This is a genomic window from Streptomyces sp. NPDC006208, assembly GCF_040613775.1.
Classification (GTDB): domain Bacteria; phylum Actinomycetota; class Actinomycetes; order Streptomycetales; family Streptomycetaceae; genus Streptomyces.
Genome location: NZ_JBEXSW010000047.1, coordinates 52890 through 69138 on the forward strand (window position 1 = coordinate 52890; position 16249 = coordinate 69138).

15 protein-coding genes and 1 pseudogene are annotated in these 16249 nt (G+C 69.6%); 6 read left to right on the forward strand and 10 right to left on the reverse strand.

The window, feature by feature from the left end; all coding sequences use genetic code 11:
* Nucleotides 1-60 precede the first annotated feature (60 nt).
* Nucleotides 61-264 (forward strand): ferredoxin, encoded by a 204-nt coding sequence (locus ABZ208_RS31195; protein WP_356912809.1) that lies wholly within the window; start codon nt 61-63, stop codon nt 262-264.
* A 50-nt stretch (nt 265-314) separates the two neighbouring features.
* Here ABZ208_RS31195 and ABZ208_RS31200 read toward each other — a convergent pair whose 3' ends face one another.
* Complete coding sequence (locus ABZ208_RS31200) at nt 315-1127, reverse strand: SDR family NAD(P)-dependent oxidoreductase (RefSeq protein WP_356912810.1); 813 nt, start codon at nt 1125-1127, stop codon at nt 315-317.
* Between the two features lie 274 nt (nt 1128-1401).
* On the opposite strand from ABZ208_RS31200, the gene ABZ208_RS31205 reads away from it, so the two are divergent.
* Nucleotides 1402-1818, forward strand: coding sequence for a signal peptidase I (locus ABZ208_RS31205; RefSeq protein ID WP_356912811.1), 417 nt, complete (start codon nt 1402-1404; stop codon nt 1816-1818).
* A gap of 91 nt (nt 1819-1909) precedes the next feature.
* On the opposite strand, the gene ABZ208_RS31210 is transcribed toward ABZ208_RS31205, so the two are convergent.
* The 8 genes from ABZ208_RS31210 to ABZ208_RS31245 form a co-directional block, all read right to left on the reverse strand.
* A complete protein-coding gene (locus ABZ208_RS31210) occupies nt 1910-2419 on the reverse strand; it encodes a DUF3592 domain-containing protein (protein ID WP_356912812.1) in 510 nt (169 codons plus the stop codon).
* Between the two features lie 139 nt (nt 2420-2558).
* Nucleotides 2559-3233 carry a DUF4232 domain-containing protein gene (locus tag ABZ208_RS31215; protein WP_356912813.1) on the reverse strand — a complete coding sequence of 225 codons (675 nt, stop codon included), beginning with the start codon at nt 3231-3233 and terminating at the stop codon, nt 2559-2561.
* Nucleotides 3234-3349: 116 nt separating this feature from the next.
* Nucleotides 3350-5134, reverse strand: coding sequence for a VanW family protein (locus ABZ208_RS31220; RefSeq protein WP_356912814.1), 1785 nt, complete (start codon nt 5132-5134; stop codon nt 3350-3352).
* Between the two features lie 255 nt (nt 5135-5389).
* Entirely contained in the window at nt 5390-6448 is a 1059-nt protein-coding gene (locus tag ABZ208_RS31225; RefSeq protein WP_356912815.1) for a class I SAM-dependent methyltransferase, read from the reverse strand.
* A 278-nt stretch (nt 6449-6726) separates the two neighbouring features.
* Nucleotides 6727-7515 (reverse strand): oxidoreductase, encoded by a 789-nt coding sequence (locus tag ABZ208_RS31230; RefSeq protein WP_356912816.1) that lies wholly within the window; start codon nt 7513-7515, stop codon nt 6727-6729.
* 74 nt (nt 7516-7589) lie between these two features.
* Nucleotides 7590-8576: an alpha/beta hydrolase gene (locus ABZ208_RS31235; RefSeq protein ID WP_356912817.1), complete on the reverse strand. Its 987-nt coding sequence runs from the start codon at nt 8574-8576 to the stop codon at nt 7590-7592.
* A 220-nt stretch (nt 8577-8796) separates the two neighbouring features.
* Nucleotides 8797-9498, reverse strand: a complete 702-nt coding sequence (locus ABZ208_RS31240) for a TetR/AcrR family transcriptional regulator (protein WP_356912818.1) — start codon at nt 9496-9498, stop codon at nt 8797-8799.
* Nucleotides 9499-9804: 306 nt separating this feature from the next.
* The gene (locus tag ABZ208_RS31245; protein WP_356912819.1) at nt 9805-10263 is read right to left on the reverse strand and encodes a helix-turn-helix domain-containing protein; all 459 of its coding nucleotides are present in this window, start codon (nt 10261-10263) and stop codon (nt 9805-9807) included.
* Nucleotides 10264-10347: 84 nt separating this feature from the next.
* On the opposite strand from ABZ208_RS31245, the gene ABZ208_RS31250 reads away from it, so the two are divergent.
* From ABZ208_RS31250 to ABZ208_RS31265, 4 genes are all read left to right on the forward strand, one after another.
* A complete protein-coding gene (locus ABZ208_RS31250) occupies nt 10348-11163 on the forward strand; it encodes a thioesterase family protein (protein ID WP_356912820.1) in 816 nt (271 codons plus the stop codon).
* Nucleotides 11156-12337: a thiolase family protein gene (locus ABZ208_RS31255; protein WP_356912821.1), complete on the forward strand. Its 1182-nt coding sequence runs from the start codon at nt 11156-11158 to the stop codon at nt 12335-12337. The genes ABZ208_RS31250 and ABZ208_RS31255 overlap by 8 nt, the downstream gene beginning before the upstream one ends.
* Complete coding sequence (locus ABZ208_RS31260; protein ID WP_356912822.1) at nt 12334-13032, forward strand: SDR family oxidoreductase; 699 nt, start codon at nt 12334-12336, stop codon at nt 13030-13032. Before ABZ208_RS31255 ends, ABZ208_RS31260 begins: the two co-directional genes overlap by 4 nt.
* A gap of 432 nt (nt 13033-13464) precedes the next feature.
* Complete coding sequence (locus ABZ208_RS31265; RefSeq protein WP_356912827.1) at nt 13465-15432, forward strand: ABC transporter ATP-binding protein; 1968 nt, start codon at nt 13465-13467, stop codon at nt 15430-15432.
* 92 nt (nt 15433-15524) lie between these two features.
* On the opposite strand, the pseudogene ABZ208_RS31270 reads toward ABZ208_RS31265, so the two are convergent.
* Nucleotides 15525-16249, reverse strand: a pseudogene (locus ABZ208_RS31270) (hypothetical protein); the annotation flags it as partial.

Below are 16249 nucleotides of genomic sequence, written 5' to 3' on the forward strand. Positions count from 1 at the left end.
CCCACGCGATCATGCACTGGCGTGAGACCCCGTGTGCCAGACGTTCGGAGGGATGGACCAGTGTCCTCTACCAAGATCAGCGTCAACAGCAACACCTGCATCGCAAGCGGGCAGTGCGCCTTGACAGCCCCTTCCGTGTTCACCCAGGACGACGACGGGTTCGGGACGGTGCTGCCAGGGCGGGAAGACGGGGCGGGAGATCCGCTGGTGCGGGAAGCCGTCAGGGCCTGCCCGGCACAGGCCATCGAATTCTCCGAGGCCTGACCGCTCCCCGCGTGGCACAAGCTCTTCGACCACTGCCCACTTCGGTTCAGCTATCCGACCAGGCGATGGGTCAACTCCATGAGGCGCCGGCGGGCGTCGACGTCATACACCTGCTCGTGGGCGCGAGTGTCCGTGAACTGGTCGAAGTAGCGGCCGGTAGTGGATTCCAGGTCCGGGTCGGTTATCAGCCGCACCGTCGGCCGTACACCCTCGTCAATGGTTGTCACGGGAGTGAGGCCGTACTCCCGCACTCCGTCGGTGTCCATCAGGTGGGCCGGGTGGAGGGTGTTCACGGTGACGCCGGTGCCGGTGAGTTCGGCGGCCAGCTCGAGAGTCGCCATGATCATTGCGAGCTTGCTCCTGCAGTAGGCGCGTAGCCCCTCGTAGCCCTGCTCCAGCATGACGTCGTCGAAGTCGATGGCCTCCTGCCCGATCGAAGCCACATTCACCACGCGGGCCGGAGCGGATGCGGCGAGCAGCGGCAGCAGGTCGCGGGTGAGGGCGTACGGGGCGAGGTGGTTCACGGCGAACCGCAACTCGTGTCCCTGCTGGCTCAGTTCCCGCCGCAGGGGCTCGGAGCCGCCACCGGCAACCGCGTTGTTGACCAGCGCGTCGAGGCGGGGCTCCGCGGCACGCACCTGGGCGGCCATCGCGTGCACATGGTCGAGGTCGGCCAGATCCGCGAGGTAGGTGCGGACCGTGGCGTGCGGTGCGGCGGCGCGGACCTCAGCTGCAACGGCATCGAGGCGGGTGCGGTCGCGGCCGTGGAGCAGGACGGTGTCGCCGCGTGCGGCGAGGTCGAGTGCGATACCACGGCCCAGCCCTTGGGTCGCGCCGGTGATCAAGGTAGTGCGTCGCTTCATGGCCACGATCCTGGCAGGCGGGGTGCGGTACTCGGCAGTGTGTACTGAACCTGGTGTTGCCACCACCAGCCGGGGATTGCCCCACTCCGTGCGCGACGGGGCCTGATCGAACGGCGTCAGTCTGCTGTGTGTGGCCGGGGCGGTCCGGTCGTCAGGGTCCGTCACCGTGGACGACCGGTTTGCTTGCCGGCCGGACCGGGACCTTCAAACGCGCCCTTCGGCCTTGCATGCCCTTTGCTGGAGCCGATGTGGTCGACTGCTACGTTCCGAAACCATGAACGACAGTGTGTACGTGGGCAATGCGGGCGAGGACGCACTTCTGGACCGGGGATGGCTCGTCGGACACTTCAAGGAAGCTTCTGACCCCCGACACACGGAGGCCGTTGAGATCAAGTGGGGGGTCCACCCGCAGGGCGATGAGCGGGCGCGGTGGGTGACCGGCGAGGAGCGTACCGCCCTGTTGGTCCTCGTCAGCGGCCGCTTCCGTGTGGAACTCCCCGGCCGCAGTGTGCTCCTGGCCCAGCAGGGCGACTACGTCGTGTGGGGTCGGGGCGTCGATCACTCGTGGTTCGCGGAGGAAGAATCCGTCGTGCTGACGGTTCGCTGGCCGTCCATGCCCGGCTACAAGGTCACCGACGAGGAACCGAACGCGGCATCGCTCTCCGACCCGGCCCGGCAGACGGCGCCCTGACCCGGCTCCCGGCGAACGGCCGCTGAACCGAGCACTTCTCGGCAGTCCGACCGCGCGGCACACAGCCGACCGCGGGGCCGCCGGCCAGAACCTAGGGCTCGGTGATCCAGTCCTCCGTGTCGGAAACGGTCCCGCCGTCATCGACCACTTCGTCGGTGGCCGCGGCAAGACCGAAGCCGGTCGCGGCGAAGAAGAGCCCCACGCAGATGAAGACCGTCACCACTGCGCCGATCAGGTACAGACCGAACCCCAGCCCGGATGATGCCGTGGCCGGTACCGGCCGCTCAGGGCGCTGCGGCAGATAGCGCACGGGAACGATGTCCCCCACCACATACGGCACTTCCGAAGTGACCTCGGCCCGTACATCCCGCCCGTCGGGCGTCTGGAACCCGAGGATCAGACGCCGCTGGCTGTGCCCGTGCCCCTCCGACGAGCGGTTGTGCACCACGAACGTCTCCAGACAGCGGGCCTCCGCAACAAGCCCCTCCCGCAGAGTCCGCCTGTACTCCAGGACCCTGCGCACCGTGAGAACGAGCATCACGATCCCAAGAGCCGCAAACAGCAGGCCGATCGTCCCGATGACCCACTCCGCTCCACCCACAGCAAACATCCCTCATCCCCCGCTGATGGCCCGCCATCACGCTTCTGCGCGCCGGGCCGACGACACCTGTGAAGATACACAGCGGGGACCAGCGGTTCCCGTTCGGGAGCAAGGCGGCGAACCGGCCCGTTCCCTGCGCTCAGCCTTGGCGTGACCGGTCGGACAGGCCCTGGTCGACGGCCTTCTGCCACGCCGTCGTGCCGAGCAGTCCCGTGTCGCCGACGTCGAGGCCGCCCTCCGGCTGCACAGTCTGGCGGTCCACCCCGGCGGTCGGGGCGATCTCCACGTACACGCCGCTCCCACGCTGTGTCGCCGCGTCGACGGCCGAGTAGCGCCATACGAACACGCTGCGCGCGGACTCCCCGGGCCGCAGCGTCACGGGGTGCGGTCCCGGGGCGTCGAGCTGTGTGATCGGTTCCGGGCCCTTGAGCACCGTTACGTCCATGGGCTCGTGGTCCACGTCCCGTACCCGTACGTCGGGGTAGCCGTTCAGCCGGTGGTCGCGGTCACTGCAGTTGGTGAGTGTCACGGGCATGGCGCGGAGTCCCATGGCGGCGTTCACTGTGCCGGTCGACACCAGCACACCCGTGTCGGGACAGTCCTGCCCATCCGCTGAAGGGCTCGGCACGGCATCACCGGGCGGCCGCGACCGGGCACCGGACGACGGACCGGTGCCCGACGGCTGGGGTCGCTCCTGTGCTCCGGTCCGCGCGGGATCCGCTTCACGTTCGAGTTCGGCCGAGAGCCCGCACCCGGTGGTCAACGCGGCCACCACTGCCAGGATCGGCGCATGTCTCAGGGGTACGACGGTCATGGCGCGATCATCACACGCGCCTCGTACGCCCCGGACATGATCCGCCGAACACAGGAGTGCCCCCGGGCGCAACGCCGACATCGACTGGGCCTGCGCCTGTCGGCCGAGCAGAATTGTCAGCCGAGGGGGTCACCGTCGACCTCGAGCGCGCGCAGAATGTCCACTGCCGCCGTGGGTGCCGGCTCCTGCGCGTTGCACGTGACCTTGTCACGAGGCGTGTAGTGGGTCTTGAAGTTCTCTCGCTTGACTTCCCGGCCGCCCTGCACGAAGACGCGGTCGACGGCGACATCGAAGCCTTCGAGCGGGGTCTGGACCTCGCACGTCGGGCCACTGCTCTTGCGAATGCCCGGCTCCTTGACGTTGGTGCGCGGCCCCTGGGTCGCACGTATCTCGTCGTACTTCTTCGTGCCGAGGAAGGTGATGGTCACCGAGGTACCGGTGGACTCGGCCTGGATGTAGAGCGCGTTGCCGGAATCGTTGATCCACCGCAGATCGAGGGTGCCCCACGCGACCGTGGCCTCGCGGCCCTCGGGGTAGCGCTCGATGTAGAAGGAGTGGGCGCCGTACTCGACCGGCTTTACGCCTGCGAAGAACATGGCGTTGAACATGGTGGTGGCAACGGCAGAGACGCCACCGCCGGGAGACTTCACGTACTGACCATTGTTGATCATGATGCCGTCGACGAAGCCGTTCCCCTTGGTGCGCTCGCCGACCGTCCGGTTGAAGCTCCACTCCTGCCCCGGGAGGACCACCGACCCGTTGATGAGCTCCACGGCGCGGCCGATGTTGGTGCTGCGGTAGGGGGCGGACGGGAAGGAGACGGTGAAGGAGGAGACCTTTTCCTTGATCCCGAGCCGCTGTGCTGATGCGCTGGTGAGCTGTGGCTGAACGGTTTCGGCCGCAAGCTCCCCGGTGCGGGCCGCGCCGGAGCGCGTCAGCAGGGGTACGACGGCCTTTCCGAGCGCCTTCTCGGTGACCTGCAGTCCCACGCGGCTCCCCTGCGCCACCACGCGGTCACGGTCGTCGAGCCGGAACGTGGCATCCCGGGGGGCCTGTGCGGCTGCCTGCACCGGGCCCGAGACATCGGGGTCGGTGAGCAGGCCCTTGGAGTCGAGGTCCGGCGCAAGGTGATTCCGGCCGTCCGGCTTCATCGCCAGATGACGGCCGAGCGCCTCGGGGCCGATGGATATGCGCTTCTCGGCGAATGTGAGCGTGATCGGGCCGGAAACCGCGGGCTGGGCGAACTCCTTCATGGCCCGCGCGGTCTCCTGCGCGCCGATCCGCGGCTGCGTCTGCTTCACCGGCATCACGACGGGACCGGCGGCCGTCGTACGGGGGTACGCGTCGCGAAGGGTGTCCAGAGCCTGGTCTGCGACCAGGGCGACGCCGGTGACCGGAGCGACGGCCTTTGCTTTGCCGTTCTCGAACGTTATCGCGCCGTCGCGGACCTGCTGGCCGGCGGTCGCACCGATGCGGTCGACGGCGGCCCGGCTCTTGCGCTCGTCCATGCGTATCACCGGATCGACGTCCCGGTCCTCGGAGGCGAAGAGCCTGCCGATGACGGTGAACGGATCGGTTCCTGCGCCGGCAGCGCGGTCGGCGGTCGCGGCGGTGTCGAGGGACAGCCCGAGCGCTCCGGGATCGGCCTTCTCGACGCGGTCACCGATCTTCATCGCCACCGGTGCCGCGGCAGCCTGCCCGAGCTCACGGTCCAGGACCCGCTGTGCCTCCGCCCTGCCCATCCCGCCGATGTCGACGCCGCGCACCCGCGTGCCCTCGGCGATGTCGTCACCGGCCACCAGACCGGTGGCGTAGAGGCCTCCGACCCCGAACACGACAGCCACTCCTGCGACGGGCAGAGCGATCCGCCAGTTGCCGGTCCTGCTGGCTGTGCGTTCCATGTTTCTCCCGTGATGATCGGCCGGAATGGCGCATCGGGGCAGCAAGAACAGCCCAGCACGCCTGGATTCGCACGAAATAATTCACCAAAACCGACTAAATGTGTTGAATATGTAATTCTTGTCACGCCAGGGAAGATCGCTCGCGTGCCTGCACCGCTTGAGGAGTCGCACCCGCTTCGAGCAGGCCCGACGGCGCGCAGCGGTCCTTGCGGGCCGCCTGCGGGTGAAGCGCCGCCCGGCCGCCCGAGAGCCGGCTCACCTCTTCTCGAAGACCATACGGACGACCGTGAAGCGCCCCTCACGCAGGAACCTGAGCGCGGTCCTCTGCTCCCTGAGGATGTCGGACACCGCGCCTTCGCCGATGAGCTCCGCGCCGCGCGCACGGTTGGCCTCTGCCCGTTCCAGCCAGATCCGTACAGTGCGCACGCCGTCGGCGGGGTCGCTTCGCGTCTCGACCACCCGGAACAGGCCGCCCGCGGCTTCCGTCAGTTCGGCCCGAGTCGGCAGGAAGCACTCAGGGAACACCTTCCGTGACGCGTGCAGGCCCTCACGTACGTTCTTGACCCCGCCCTGGATCGCCCGGAGGCCGAGGTGTTCACTGCCGCTTCCCCTCTCGCCGGTCGAAGCCAGCTGCTCGGGAGAGAGTACGAGGGAGGTCAGCCATCCTCGGTCGTTCCAGGCGTTGGCCTGCAGGGAGAGCCGTCCGGTCGGCAGCAGCCAGGAATGGCAGCGCTCAAAGAACTCCCGGTAGCGGGCGATGCGTTTTGCCCGCCACATGGTGTTGCCGGCGAAGTGCTCGATCGCCTCGATCGCGATGATGGCGTCGTAGGGCCCGTCCGGTTCGTGGTCGAACCAGTTCTCGGTCCGGACCTCGCATCCCGGCCAGTGCTGGTCGCGCGCCCACGCGGCCTGGCCGGGGCTCATCGTGATCCCTACAGCGTGCTTGACGTGGTGGGTCTCCACCAGCCGGTGCAGGAGGCTGCCCCATCCGCAGCCGACATCGAGGACCCGCCGAGCGCCCACCGCGCGGGCTGCCTCGGCGTGGTGGTCGAGCTTGCGCAGTTGTGCTGATTCGAGGGTGTCGCCCTCCTCCCACATGCCGTAGGAGTAGACGAGCTCCGGCCCCAGGGTGAGCCGGTAGAAGTCGCCCAGGAAGTCGTACTGATGAAGGATCGCCTTCGATGACGTGCCTTTGTAGGAGGAGGCCTTTTTTGCTCGGTGCACGATGGTCACCCACCAGTCCGTTTCGGCGACGAGGGCCCGCGAAGAGCGCCGACCCAGATGAACCGGGTGCCAGGTGAGAACCTCGCCCACACGCCGGAGCTCATTCCTCGGCACGCCCGATCGGCGGGGGTCTGCCCACGAGCGACGAGGCTCGCCCGTTCGTACCGGTCACCTCCACCGGCGAGCAGGCATCGCCGCGCATATCGGGCCACATGAGGCCTAAAGGACGGTGTGCCCTGGTATGGCGATCTCACTCGGCTGCAGCCCGGGCAGATCAGGACTCCCGGATCGGGGCCGGTCAGCCCCATGATCGCGCGCCACCTCGCACGCGCCGTGGCGCAGGAGGAGGACGGGACGGTAGTGCCCCGTCAGAGGGTCGTGACGAGTCCACCGTCGATGACGAAGTCGGAACCGGTCACATTGCCGGTGCGGTCGCTTGCCAGCATCAGGACCAGGTCGGCAACCTCCTCGGGACGGGTGAACCGGCCGGTCACTGCCCGGCCCGCGGCCTCGCGGGCGACGGCCTCCGCGTCAACGCCGCTGGCCGCGGAGACGGCGGCGGCGACCCCCTCGTCGCCGAGCCAGAGGTCCGTCGCCACCGGTCCGGGGCTGACCGTGTTGACGCGTACTCCGTGGGGTCCGACCTCCTTGGACAGAGCCTTGCAGAAGTTGGTCAGTGCCGCCTTTCCCGCGCAGTAGTCGATGACGGCCGGATCGGGCAGGAAGGAGTTGACCGAACTGACCGTCACGACCGCGCCGTTGCCGCTGTCGATCAGGTGGGGCAGCGCCTCTCGCGTGGTGCGGACCGCGGCAAGGAAGTTGATCGTCAGACTCCAGTTCCAGTCCTCGTCGGTGACAGACAGAAAGCCTGCTGGGCGCGGCCGGACGGCCCCCACGTTGTTGACGAGAATGTCCAGGCCGCCGAACGACGAGACGGCTTCGGCGACCAGATGGGCCGGGCCTTCGGGCGTGGCGAGGTCCACGAGCACGGGCAGGACCTGATCGTCGGCCGCCAGGTCGGACAGGGGTTCCGTGAGCGTACGGGCAGCGGCGGCCACCCGTGCACCTTCGGCGGCCAGCGCCTGCGCGACCGCAAGACCGATGCCCTTGCTCGCACCAGTCACCACCGCCACCTTTCCCGACAGGTGCAGATCCATGACGGCTCCTCGCGGCATGTGGGGGCCCTCTGCGCACGGCGACGTCGCAGAACGTCCGGTCGGTGCACGCTGATTCAGCGGGCGGGGCCCCGCCGCCGGGTGGACAGAACCAGACCGGCGCCCGTGAGGACCATCGCCGTGGCGGCCGCACCGAAACCTGCGAGTGCCAGGGTGCTCGGGCCCGTGTCGGCCAGGGCCGGCTTCGCGGGCGACCGACCCGCGGCTGCCTGGCGGATGAGATCAGTGACCGCGTCGGGGTGGGAGAGCATCGCGACGTGGGAGGAGTTGACCTCGACGGTGTGCGAACCGGCACGCTTCGCCCCGAACCGCTCCAGGTCAGGTGGGATGGCCTTGTCCCCAGTGGCGATCATGGACCAGGACGGAATGGTTCTCCAGGCCGCCGATGGGGCCTTGTCCATGAGCGCGGAGGCGCTGATGGGGCGTTGGGACCGGGCCATGACAGCTGTGGTCGTCGCGGGGAGGTCGGCGGCGAACACCTCGCGGAACTTGGCGAGCTGGATGGAGAGGTCGGTGCCGTTGGAACCGTCGGCGTTGCGGAACGGCGACTGCTTGAGCGCGGTGCCGAGTTCGCTGCCGAGGAACTTGGCTGCCAGCTGCCCCAGGGCTTCGCCCTTGTCCGGCATGAACGCGGCTATGTAGACCAGCGACTTCACCGATGGGTTTCCGGCGGCGGCGCTGCTGATCACCGCGCCGCCGTAGGAATGGCCGACCAGCACGATCGGGCCCTGGATGGCTTTGAGGACGCTCGCGATGTAGGCGGAGTCACCGGCAAGTCCGCGCAGCGGATTGGCCGGAACGACGACGTTGTAGCCCTCTCGCTGCAGGCGCTCGGTGACGCCGTTCCAGCCGGAGGCGTCGGCGAACGCGCCGTGCACCAGCACCACAGTGGGCTTGGACCCGGCACCGTCCCCAGGCCCGGTGGGCGTGGCGTCGGCGGCGGCGGCAGGCCCGACGGCGGCGAACGCCGTGACCGCGAGCACGGCTGTGACCGCACCCCCACGACGCGAACGGCTGTGACCGAAGACGGAACGTATAGCCATGCTGATACCCATTTCCGAGGGAGGGGTTTCTTGGGCCTCAGCGTTTCCGAGCACCGCCGAGCAGGCGCGGCCCGGCAAGCATGCGGGTGAATTCCACGGGCCGTCCGGGTGAAACCGGCTCACCCGGCGCTACGACGTGCAGCAGCTCGTCATCTCGTCAGCTCCGCGATCACCGCAGCAGCGGCAGCAGGAGGTCGGACCGATCACCGTGGTGGCCTTCTCAGGCAAGGCGGAAGGCGTCGGCAAGCGTGTCGATCTGCGCGGCGAGGAGCGTGTCGCCCGTGTGGCCCATGCCGGAGCACTGGCCGGAGACTTCGAGGCTCACGGCACCATGCATGTGCGACCAGGCCAGGACGACGCCGGCGAGAGCCGTGCCCGGCGACGGAGAGTGCTCGGCGGCCCACGCGGCGACGGCGGGATCCTGCCGGGTCCAGGCCGTCACCTGGTCGACGACCGGCTGCACCGACCCGGTCGGCTCGGCTGCGCCGAAGGCGGCCAGGAAAGGCGTCATGGCGGCGCGGGCCCGGTCGGTCGTGTCCGGTGCAGCGGTGCAGCCGGGGACAGGCGTGCCCTGGATGAGGAGATAGCGGTGCGGCTGGGCCACGGCCCAGGTGCGGTAGGCGTCCACGAGCGTGTGCAGACGGGATCGCGGGGTCGCCTGCGCCCTGATGCCGGAAGCGGCGTGCCGGACGGCCGCGGTCAGGTCGTCGTAGGCGTCGCGGACCAGCTCGGTCAACAGCGCGTCCCGGCTGTCGAAGTAGCGGTACAGGGCGGGCCCGGACATACCGAGGCTCTTGGCGATACGGATGAGCGCGACTGCCGAGGTGCCGCCTTCGGCAAGCTGCTGGAGTGCGGCGTCCTTGATCTCGGCGCGCGTCTGCTCGCGGAAGCGGGCACGGGGGCTTCGAGGGGTGCCGGTCACGTGCGTTCCTTCCGGTTCGACTGTGACTCACCCTAACCGTCGCGTGACACCGTAACGAGAGGCGGCGGAGCGCGCACGAGTGTGCCTCGACCAGCCCTCTGGGCGCGGCGCACGAGTTCCGCCCTGATGCTCCGGGCGCGACTTGGCCGTTCAACCGCCAGGGTCGCGGGTGCGCCGTCGACCGCGCGAGGCGCACCGCCGCATCGGGCGCCGACAGACCGCAGGGTCTGCGGGCTCACAGGCGATCGCGGACGGTTCCGGACCGGAATTCGCCCCTCCCCCCCAGAGCCCGTCCGCTCGAGGGATTCAGGCCACACCCTCGGCGGTCCAGCCCGGCACCTGGAAGTGAGGAGTGACGTCGGCGGCACGGACCTCTCCCCCGCAGGCCCGGCACATCACCGCAGGGTCGAGTTCGGCTCCGCAGGAATGCTCGAACACGGTGGGCGGCACGTCCGCGAGGTGGCGGTCGCCCCAGGCCATCAGCATGAGCAGCACCGGCCTCAACTCCCGTCCGGCGGCTGTGGCGTGGTACTCGTACCGCGCCGGCCGCTCGTGGTAGAGCCGCCTCTCGAGAACTCCGGCGTCCACGAGTCTGCGCAGCCGGGCGGTGAGGACGTCGCGGGGGCAGCCGACGTTGCGGGCGATCACATCGAAACGGTGCACGCCGAAGAACACCTCGCGCAGAACAAGAAGCGAGTACTTCTCACCGATGACGCCGAGGGCGTCGGCGATGGAGCAGGGGCGTGCGGTCGTGGATCCGGGCATGTGTCCACGATACCCGGTGCGTTTGATTTTCCTACTCACCCGGGTATGGTGAATCCAGTTTTCAAACTAACCTCAGGAGATGCCATGAGCGTTCCAGCCTTGGACGTCGGGAAGACCGTGGACGGTGTCGACCCGTCCTGGTGGTCCTGGGACGGAGCGCACGGCGGGTACTCCGCAGCGCTGGCGCTGACCGCCGCACGGGACCACCTGGTCGACCTGGGCGAGGAGCCCCGCCCGGTGCGGACGCTGAGCACGCACTTCCTGGCTCCCGTCGACCAGCGGCCGCTGCACTTCGCGGCTCATGCCCCTCGGACAGGGCGCCGCGCCGCTGTGAGTACGTTCACCGGACGCCAGGGCGTCGAAGCGGCACTGACGGGAACGGCGCTCTTCGGCCAGGGTGGTTCGGGGCCTGCGTACAGTGCGTGGCCGATGCCGCCCGTACCGGGACCGGAGGGCTGCGGGCCGATCGGCCTCCCCCAGGAATTGGCCCCGTTCGCACGGCATCTGGAGATCCGCCCGGCCACCGGCGCACGCCCGCTCGGCGGCGGGGAGCGGGCCGAACTGGTGGCGTGGATACGGTTCGCCGACGGGCGCCCGCTGGACGCCGAGGCGGTGGTGATCCTCACGGACGCCCTGCCTCCCGCGCTGTTCGCCGTCTGGACGTCGCCGCGTCCGGTTCCGACGGCCGAGCTGACCGTGCACTTCACCGACGCCCTGGACGCCGGCCCGGTCGACGGGTGGGCGCTGGTGCGCATGCGCACCGAGCACGCAGGCAGCGGCTGGGCGATCGACGACAGTGCCGTGTGGTCCGGCGACGGGCGCCTGCTGGCACTGGCCCAGCAGGCCCGCATCATCCAGCCCACCGTCCGGGACGGTGCAGAGGGAGGTCGCCATGCGTGACGCCGTCATCGTCGAGGCCGTCCGTACCCCGATCGGCAAGGGAAAGCCGGGTGGTGCGCTGTCCGGTGTCCATCCGGTCGACCTGCTCGCGCACACGCTCCGTACGCTCGTCCAGCGCAGCGGGATCGACCCGGCGCTCGTCGACGACGTCGTGGGCGGCACGGTCGATCAGGTCGGTGAGCAGGCCATGAACACCACGCGGTACGCCTGGCTGTCGGCCGGCTTCCCCGAGTCCGTGCCCGCCACCACAGTCGACCGGCAGTGCGGATCCTCACAGCAGGCGGTGCACTTCGCCGCCCAAGGGGTCATCTCCGGGGCGTACGACATCGTGGTCGCCGGTGGTGTGGAGTCGATGAGCCGGGTGCCGATGTGGTCCAACGTGCCGCCCGGTACGGACCCGTTCGGGCCCGGCATCGCCGCTCGCTATCCCGAGGGCCTGGTACCGCAGGGCATCAGCGCCGAGCTCATCGCCGCACAGTGGTCTCTCGGCAGGAACGCGATGGACGAGTTCGCCGCGGCCTCGCATGCCAAGGCGGCCGCCGCCTGGGAGGCCGGGCTCTTCGACATCGAGACGGCCCCGGTCCGCACAGACAGTGGACCGGTCACGCGCGACGAGTCGGTACGCCCCGGAACCACACCCGAGATCCTCGCCGGGCTCCGGCCCGCGTTCCATGACCCCGGCTTCGCCGAGCGGTTCCCGCACATCGACTGGTCGGTCACGGCAGGCAACAGCAGCCCGGTCAACGACGGCGCTTCCGCCGTGCTGATCACCTCCAGCGAGACCGCGGCACGCCTCGGGCTGCGGCCGCTCGCCCGGTTGCACAGCTTCGCCGTCACCGGCTCCGACCCCCTGCTCATGCTCACCGGAGTCATCCCGGCCACCGAAAAGGTGCTCCGCCGCGCCGGTCTCGACCTCGACGACATCGACCTGTTCGAAGTCAACGAGGCGTTCGCCGCCGTTGTCCTGGCCTGGCTCAAGGAGACCGGCGCCGACCCCGCAAAGGTCAACGTCCACGGCGGCGCCATCGCCCTCGGCCACCCTCTCGGGGCCAGCGGCACCCGTCTGATGACCACGCTCATCCACGCCATGCGCGCCCGCGGCGCCCGCTACGCACTGCAGACCATGTGCGAAGCCGGCGGACTGGCAAACGCCACCATTCTGGAGAACCTGTGACCACCTTCGAGATCGCCGGCTGTACCGCGCTCGTGACCGGGGCCAACCGCGGCCTGGGGCGAGCCATCGCCCTTGCCCTTGTGGCCGCCGGCGCCACTACCGTCTACGCCGGAGCCCGCGACCCCCGGCCCGTGACCGACCCCGGCCTGGTCCCCGTCCCTCTGGACATCACCGACCCGGCCGACGTCGCCGCCGCTGCCGAGCGCTGCACGGACACCAACCTGCTCGTCAACAACGCCGGGGTCATGCACCGCAGTTCACTGCTGACCGCGCCCACGTTCGACGACGCCCGCGCGGACCTGGAGACCAACCTGTTCGGGACGCTCTCGATGAGCCGGGCCTTCGCCCCGGTGCTCGGACGCAACGGCGGCGGCGCACTGGTCAACATGCTCTCCGTGCTGTCCTGGCTCCCGCTGCCACAGGTCGGCGGGTACGGAGTTTCCAAGGCGGCCGCCTGGTCGATGACCAACGCCCTGCGTGAAGAGCTGCGCGGCCAGAGCACTCTGGTGGTCGCCGCTCACGCCGCCTTCATCGACACCGACATGGCGGCGCACGCGGACCAGCCCAAGACCAGCCCCGAGGACGTCGCCCGCCAAATCCTCGACGCCCTCGGGTCCGGACGGGAGGAAGTCCTCGTCGACGACCTCACACGCCACGTCAAGGCGGGTCTCTCGGCAACCGCCGGTGAGCGCTGAGCGCGCACAGCCATGCCGGTACTCCCCGCCACGTGAATCAGGTGCGCATCGTCCTCGGCCCGCGCACGCGACCGTCAAGGCCTCCCCCCGGGCCGGTCACCGAGGTTGCCGTGTCATACGCACAAGAAGTCCGGCCGGATTCGAGGCCGGGCGCGCGTTGCGGGGCAACGTAGAAGGCAAAGGGGATCGGGGGGCAGGGATGATGACGACGCACGCGGCGTCCTTTGGACGCAGGGGCAAGCCGCATCGACGGGGCAAGACCTGGATCGTCACGGCCGAGCGGGACGGCGTGGGCCGGGGCAGGGTGGTTGCGCCAGGCCGGCCGGCCACCGTGCTCGGCAACTCCGGGGCGCACTCGGGCTGCTTGGCCGCCAATACACCGGCCATGGGCGCAGGTGACGTGGCGTGAAGCGGTACTTCCGGCGCGTACGCATGATCGAGCCCACCGTCTCCGAGGCCGAACGGGAGCTGTTCGGGGGGCCGCTGCGGTACGACACCGGCTGGTCCGAGTACGAACGGGCCCAGCTCGACCTGACAATGCTCACGGCGATCCGGGCCCTGCCCCGGCTGGTGCTGGGGACGCTGCGCCGAGCCTGGCGAGCCGACCGCCCGTCCCTGCTCGGCGTGGGGTTCGGCGAGGTGGGGCAGGGTGTTGCCGCGGCGGCAAGTCTGCTGGCCGTCAACGCGGTCATGCATGCCCTGCTGGGCGGCGGCACCGCGATCGACCGGCTGCGTACGGCCCTGCCGGCCTTGATCACCGTCGCCGTCGTCGCCGTGGTCAACGCCGGCCTCGCGGGCTGGTCCACGTCGCGTGCCGGGCGTCTGGAGCCACTGGTGGAGCGGCTGGCCACCACCGAGTATCTGGCGGCGGCCGCCGCTGTGGAGCTGGAGGCGATCGAGGACCCGGCGTTCCGGCGTCTGATCGACGTGGCGCAGTACGGGGCGGCCGCCGCCAGGGTCATGATCGGTGCCTGTGTCGCCGCCCTCAACAGCACCATCGCCCTGGTCGCCACGGCCGGCGTCCTCACCATTCTGCACCCGGCGTTGCTGCCGATGCTGCTGCTGATCGCGGCCCCGCGCGGGTGGGGGGCGATGAGGGTGGCGCAGGAAAGGTACGTGTCGGTGATGTCCTGGGTCGAGCATGTGCGCGCCGGCCGCCTGATCGGCAATCTGCTCACCGAACGCAGCGCCGCTCAGGAGGTACGGATCCATGCGGTCGGCTCGTTCCTGCTGGACCGCTACCGCGACATGTCCGAAAGCGCGGAGGCCGAACAGAAGCGGCTCGCCAACGACAAGGCGGTCACCGAGCTCGTGGCCGCGGCGTTCTCCGGCCTGGCCATGGCCTGCACCTACGGGGTCATGATCTGGCTCATCGTCGCCGGACACATGGAACTCGCCGTCGCCGGCACCGCGGTGATCGCCGTCCGGTCGGGTTCGGCCAGCCTGGGGGCGCTGGTGATGAACATCAACCAGCTTCACGAGGAGTCCCTTTACGTCCAGGATCACGAGCGCTTCCTGACCGAGGCGGCCCGGCGCGCGATCCCTGACACAGGAGCGGGCGTGCCCGCCCGTATGGACAAGGTCGCTCTGGACAAGGTCAGTTACCGGTATCCCGACCGGGACGAGCCCGCGCTGGACGAGGTGTCCCTGTCCGTTCCGATGGGGTCGGTGATCGCGGTCGTCGGCGAGAACGGCTCGGGCAAGAGCACGCTGATGAAGATTCTCGCCGGTCTGCTGCTGCCCCAGAGCGGCAGCGTGCGATGGGGCGCTGTGGAGCTGACCGATCTGAACCGGTCGCAGGTCTTCGAGAGAGTCTCTCTGCTCACGCAGGACTTCCAGCGCTGGCCGATGACGGCCGCGGTGAACATCGGGATCGGACGTCCCCACCGGGCGGCCTTCGACGAGGAGCTGGAAGCCTCGGTCGACTATGCCGGCGCTGCGCCGGTCATCGACAAACTCCCCCACGGATTACGGACGTTGTTGGCCCGAATGTTCCGGGGCGCTTCGGAGATCAGCGGCGGCGAGTGGCAGAAGATCGGGCTGGCCCGAACCCACTGGCGTACGACGACCTGTCCGGCCGACAGCATTCTCATCGTCGACGAGCCGACCTCGGCGCTGGACCCCGAGGCGGAGATCGAGGCCTTCGACCGCATCCGGCGCCTCGCCGGCCCGCAGCGCGCCGTCGTCCTCGTCACCCACCGTATGTCCGGTGTGCGTCACGCCGACCTCATCTATGTCCTGCACCACGGCCGCCTGGCCGAGCACGGCAGCCACGACGAACTGATGGAGGCGAAGGGGCGCTACGCCGCGATGTTCCACACGCAGGCCGCTCAGTACGCTCCCAGAGCGCGTCCTGGCCTGCCGCGCCCCAGCGCGCCGGAGTCCGCCGAGCGTTCATGAGCGGATGTGCCTGCGCCCGGCCTCCGGATCTCCGGCCGGACCGGCGCTGCCGGTCCGGCCAGGGATCTCGATGGCCTGTCCAACGGCCTACATCAGCGGTGACGGACCGTCCTGCGGCGGGTGCGCGCCCGAAGAAGCAGGAAACCGGCGGTCAGCAGCACAAGTGCGGCCGCACTCGGCCACAGCACGGCACCCGTATCGGCAAGGCCGCCCTGCGGTTCGGCGGCAGCGGGGGTCGCCGGGCCGTTCGCACCCGCATCCGGCGCGCCCTGCGCCGTGGGCGCGCTCTGACCTGTCTCAGCCGCAGCATCGGAACTGTCCTCCGGACCAGCAGTGCTCGGCTTCACGTCCTTCACAGCAGGTGCGCCGGCATCCGCCTCAGCCACAGCAGCCGGGCTCTTCGTCGGGACAGGAGCACTCGGCTTCACGTCCTTCACAGCAGGTGCGCCGGCATCCGGCTCAGCCACGGCATCCGAGCTCTCCTGCGGAGCGGCAGTGCTCGGCTTCACATCCTTGACAGCAGGCTTGCCCGCCCCTGGCCCCTCCACCGGACCAGGAGAACTCGGCTTGTCATCCTTCACAGCAGGCGACTCGGCAGGCGACTCGGCATCCGACCCAGCCCCGGCATCGGGAGCCTCCTCGGGGCCGGTCTGAGGGTCACCCGGGTCGTCGGAGTCGCACTGTCGGCCGGTGTTGATGCAGTCGACCAACTCCTGCATGAGGTTGTCGTCGAAGACGTTGATGAAGTCGCCGTGGTCGGTGACCGGCTTGTGCAGCTGCTCGGGGAAGGAGTCGACCGCGAACACCGAGGCGTTCT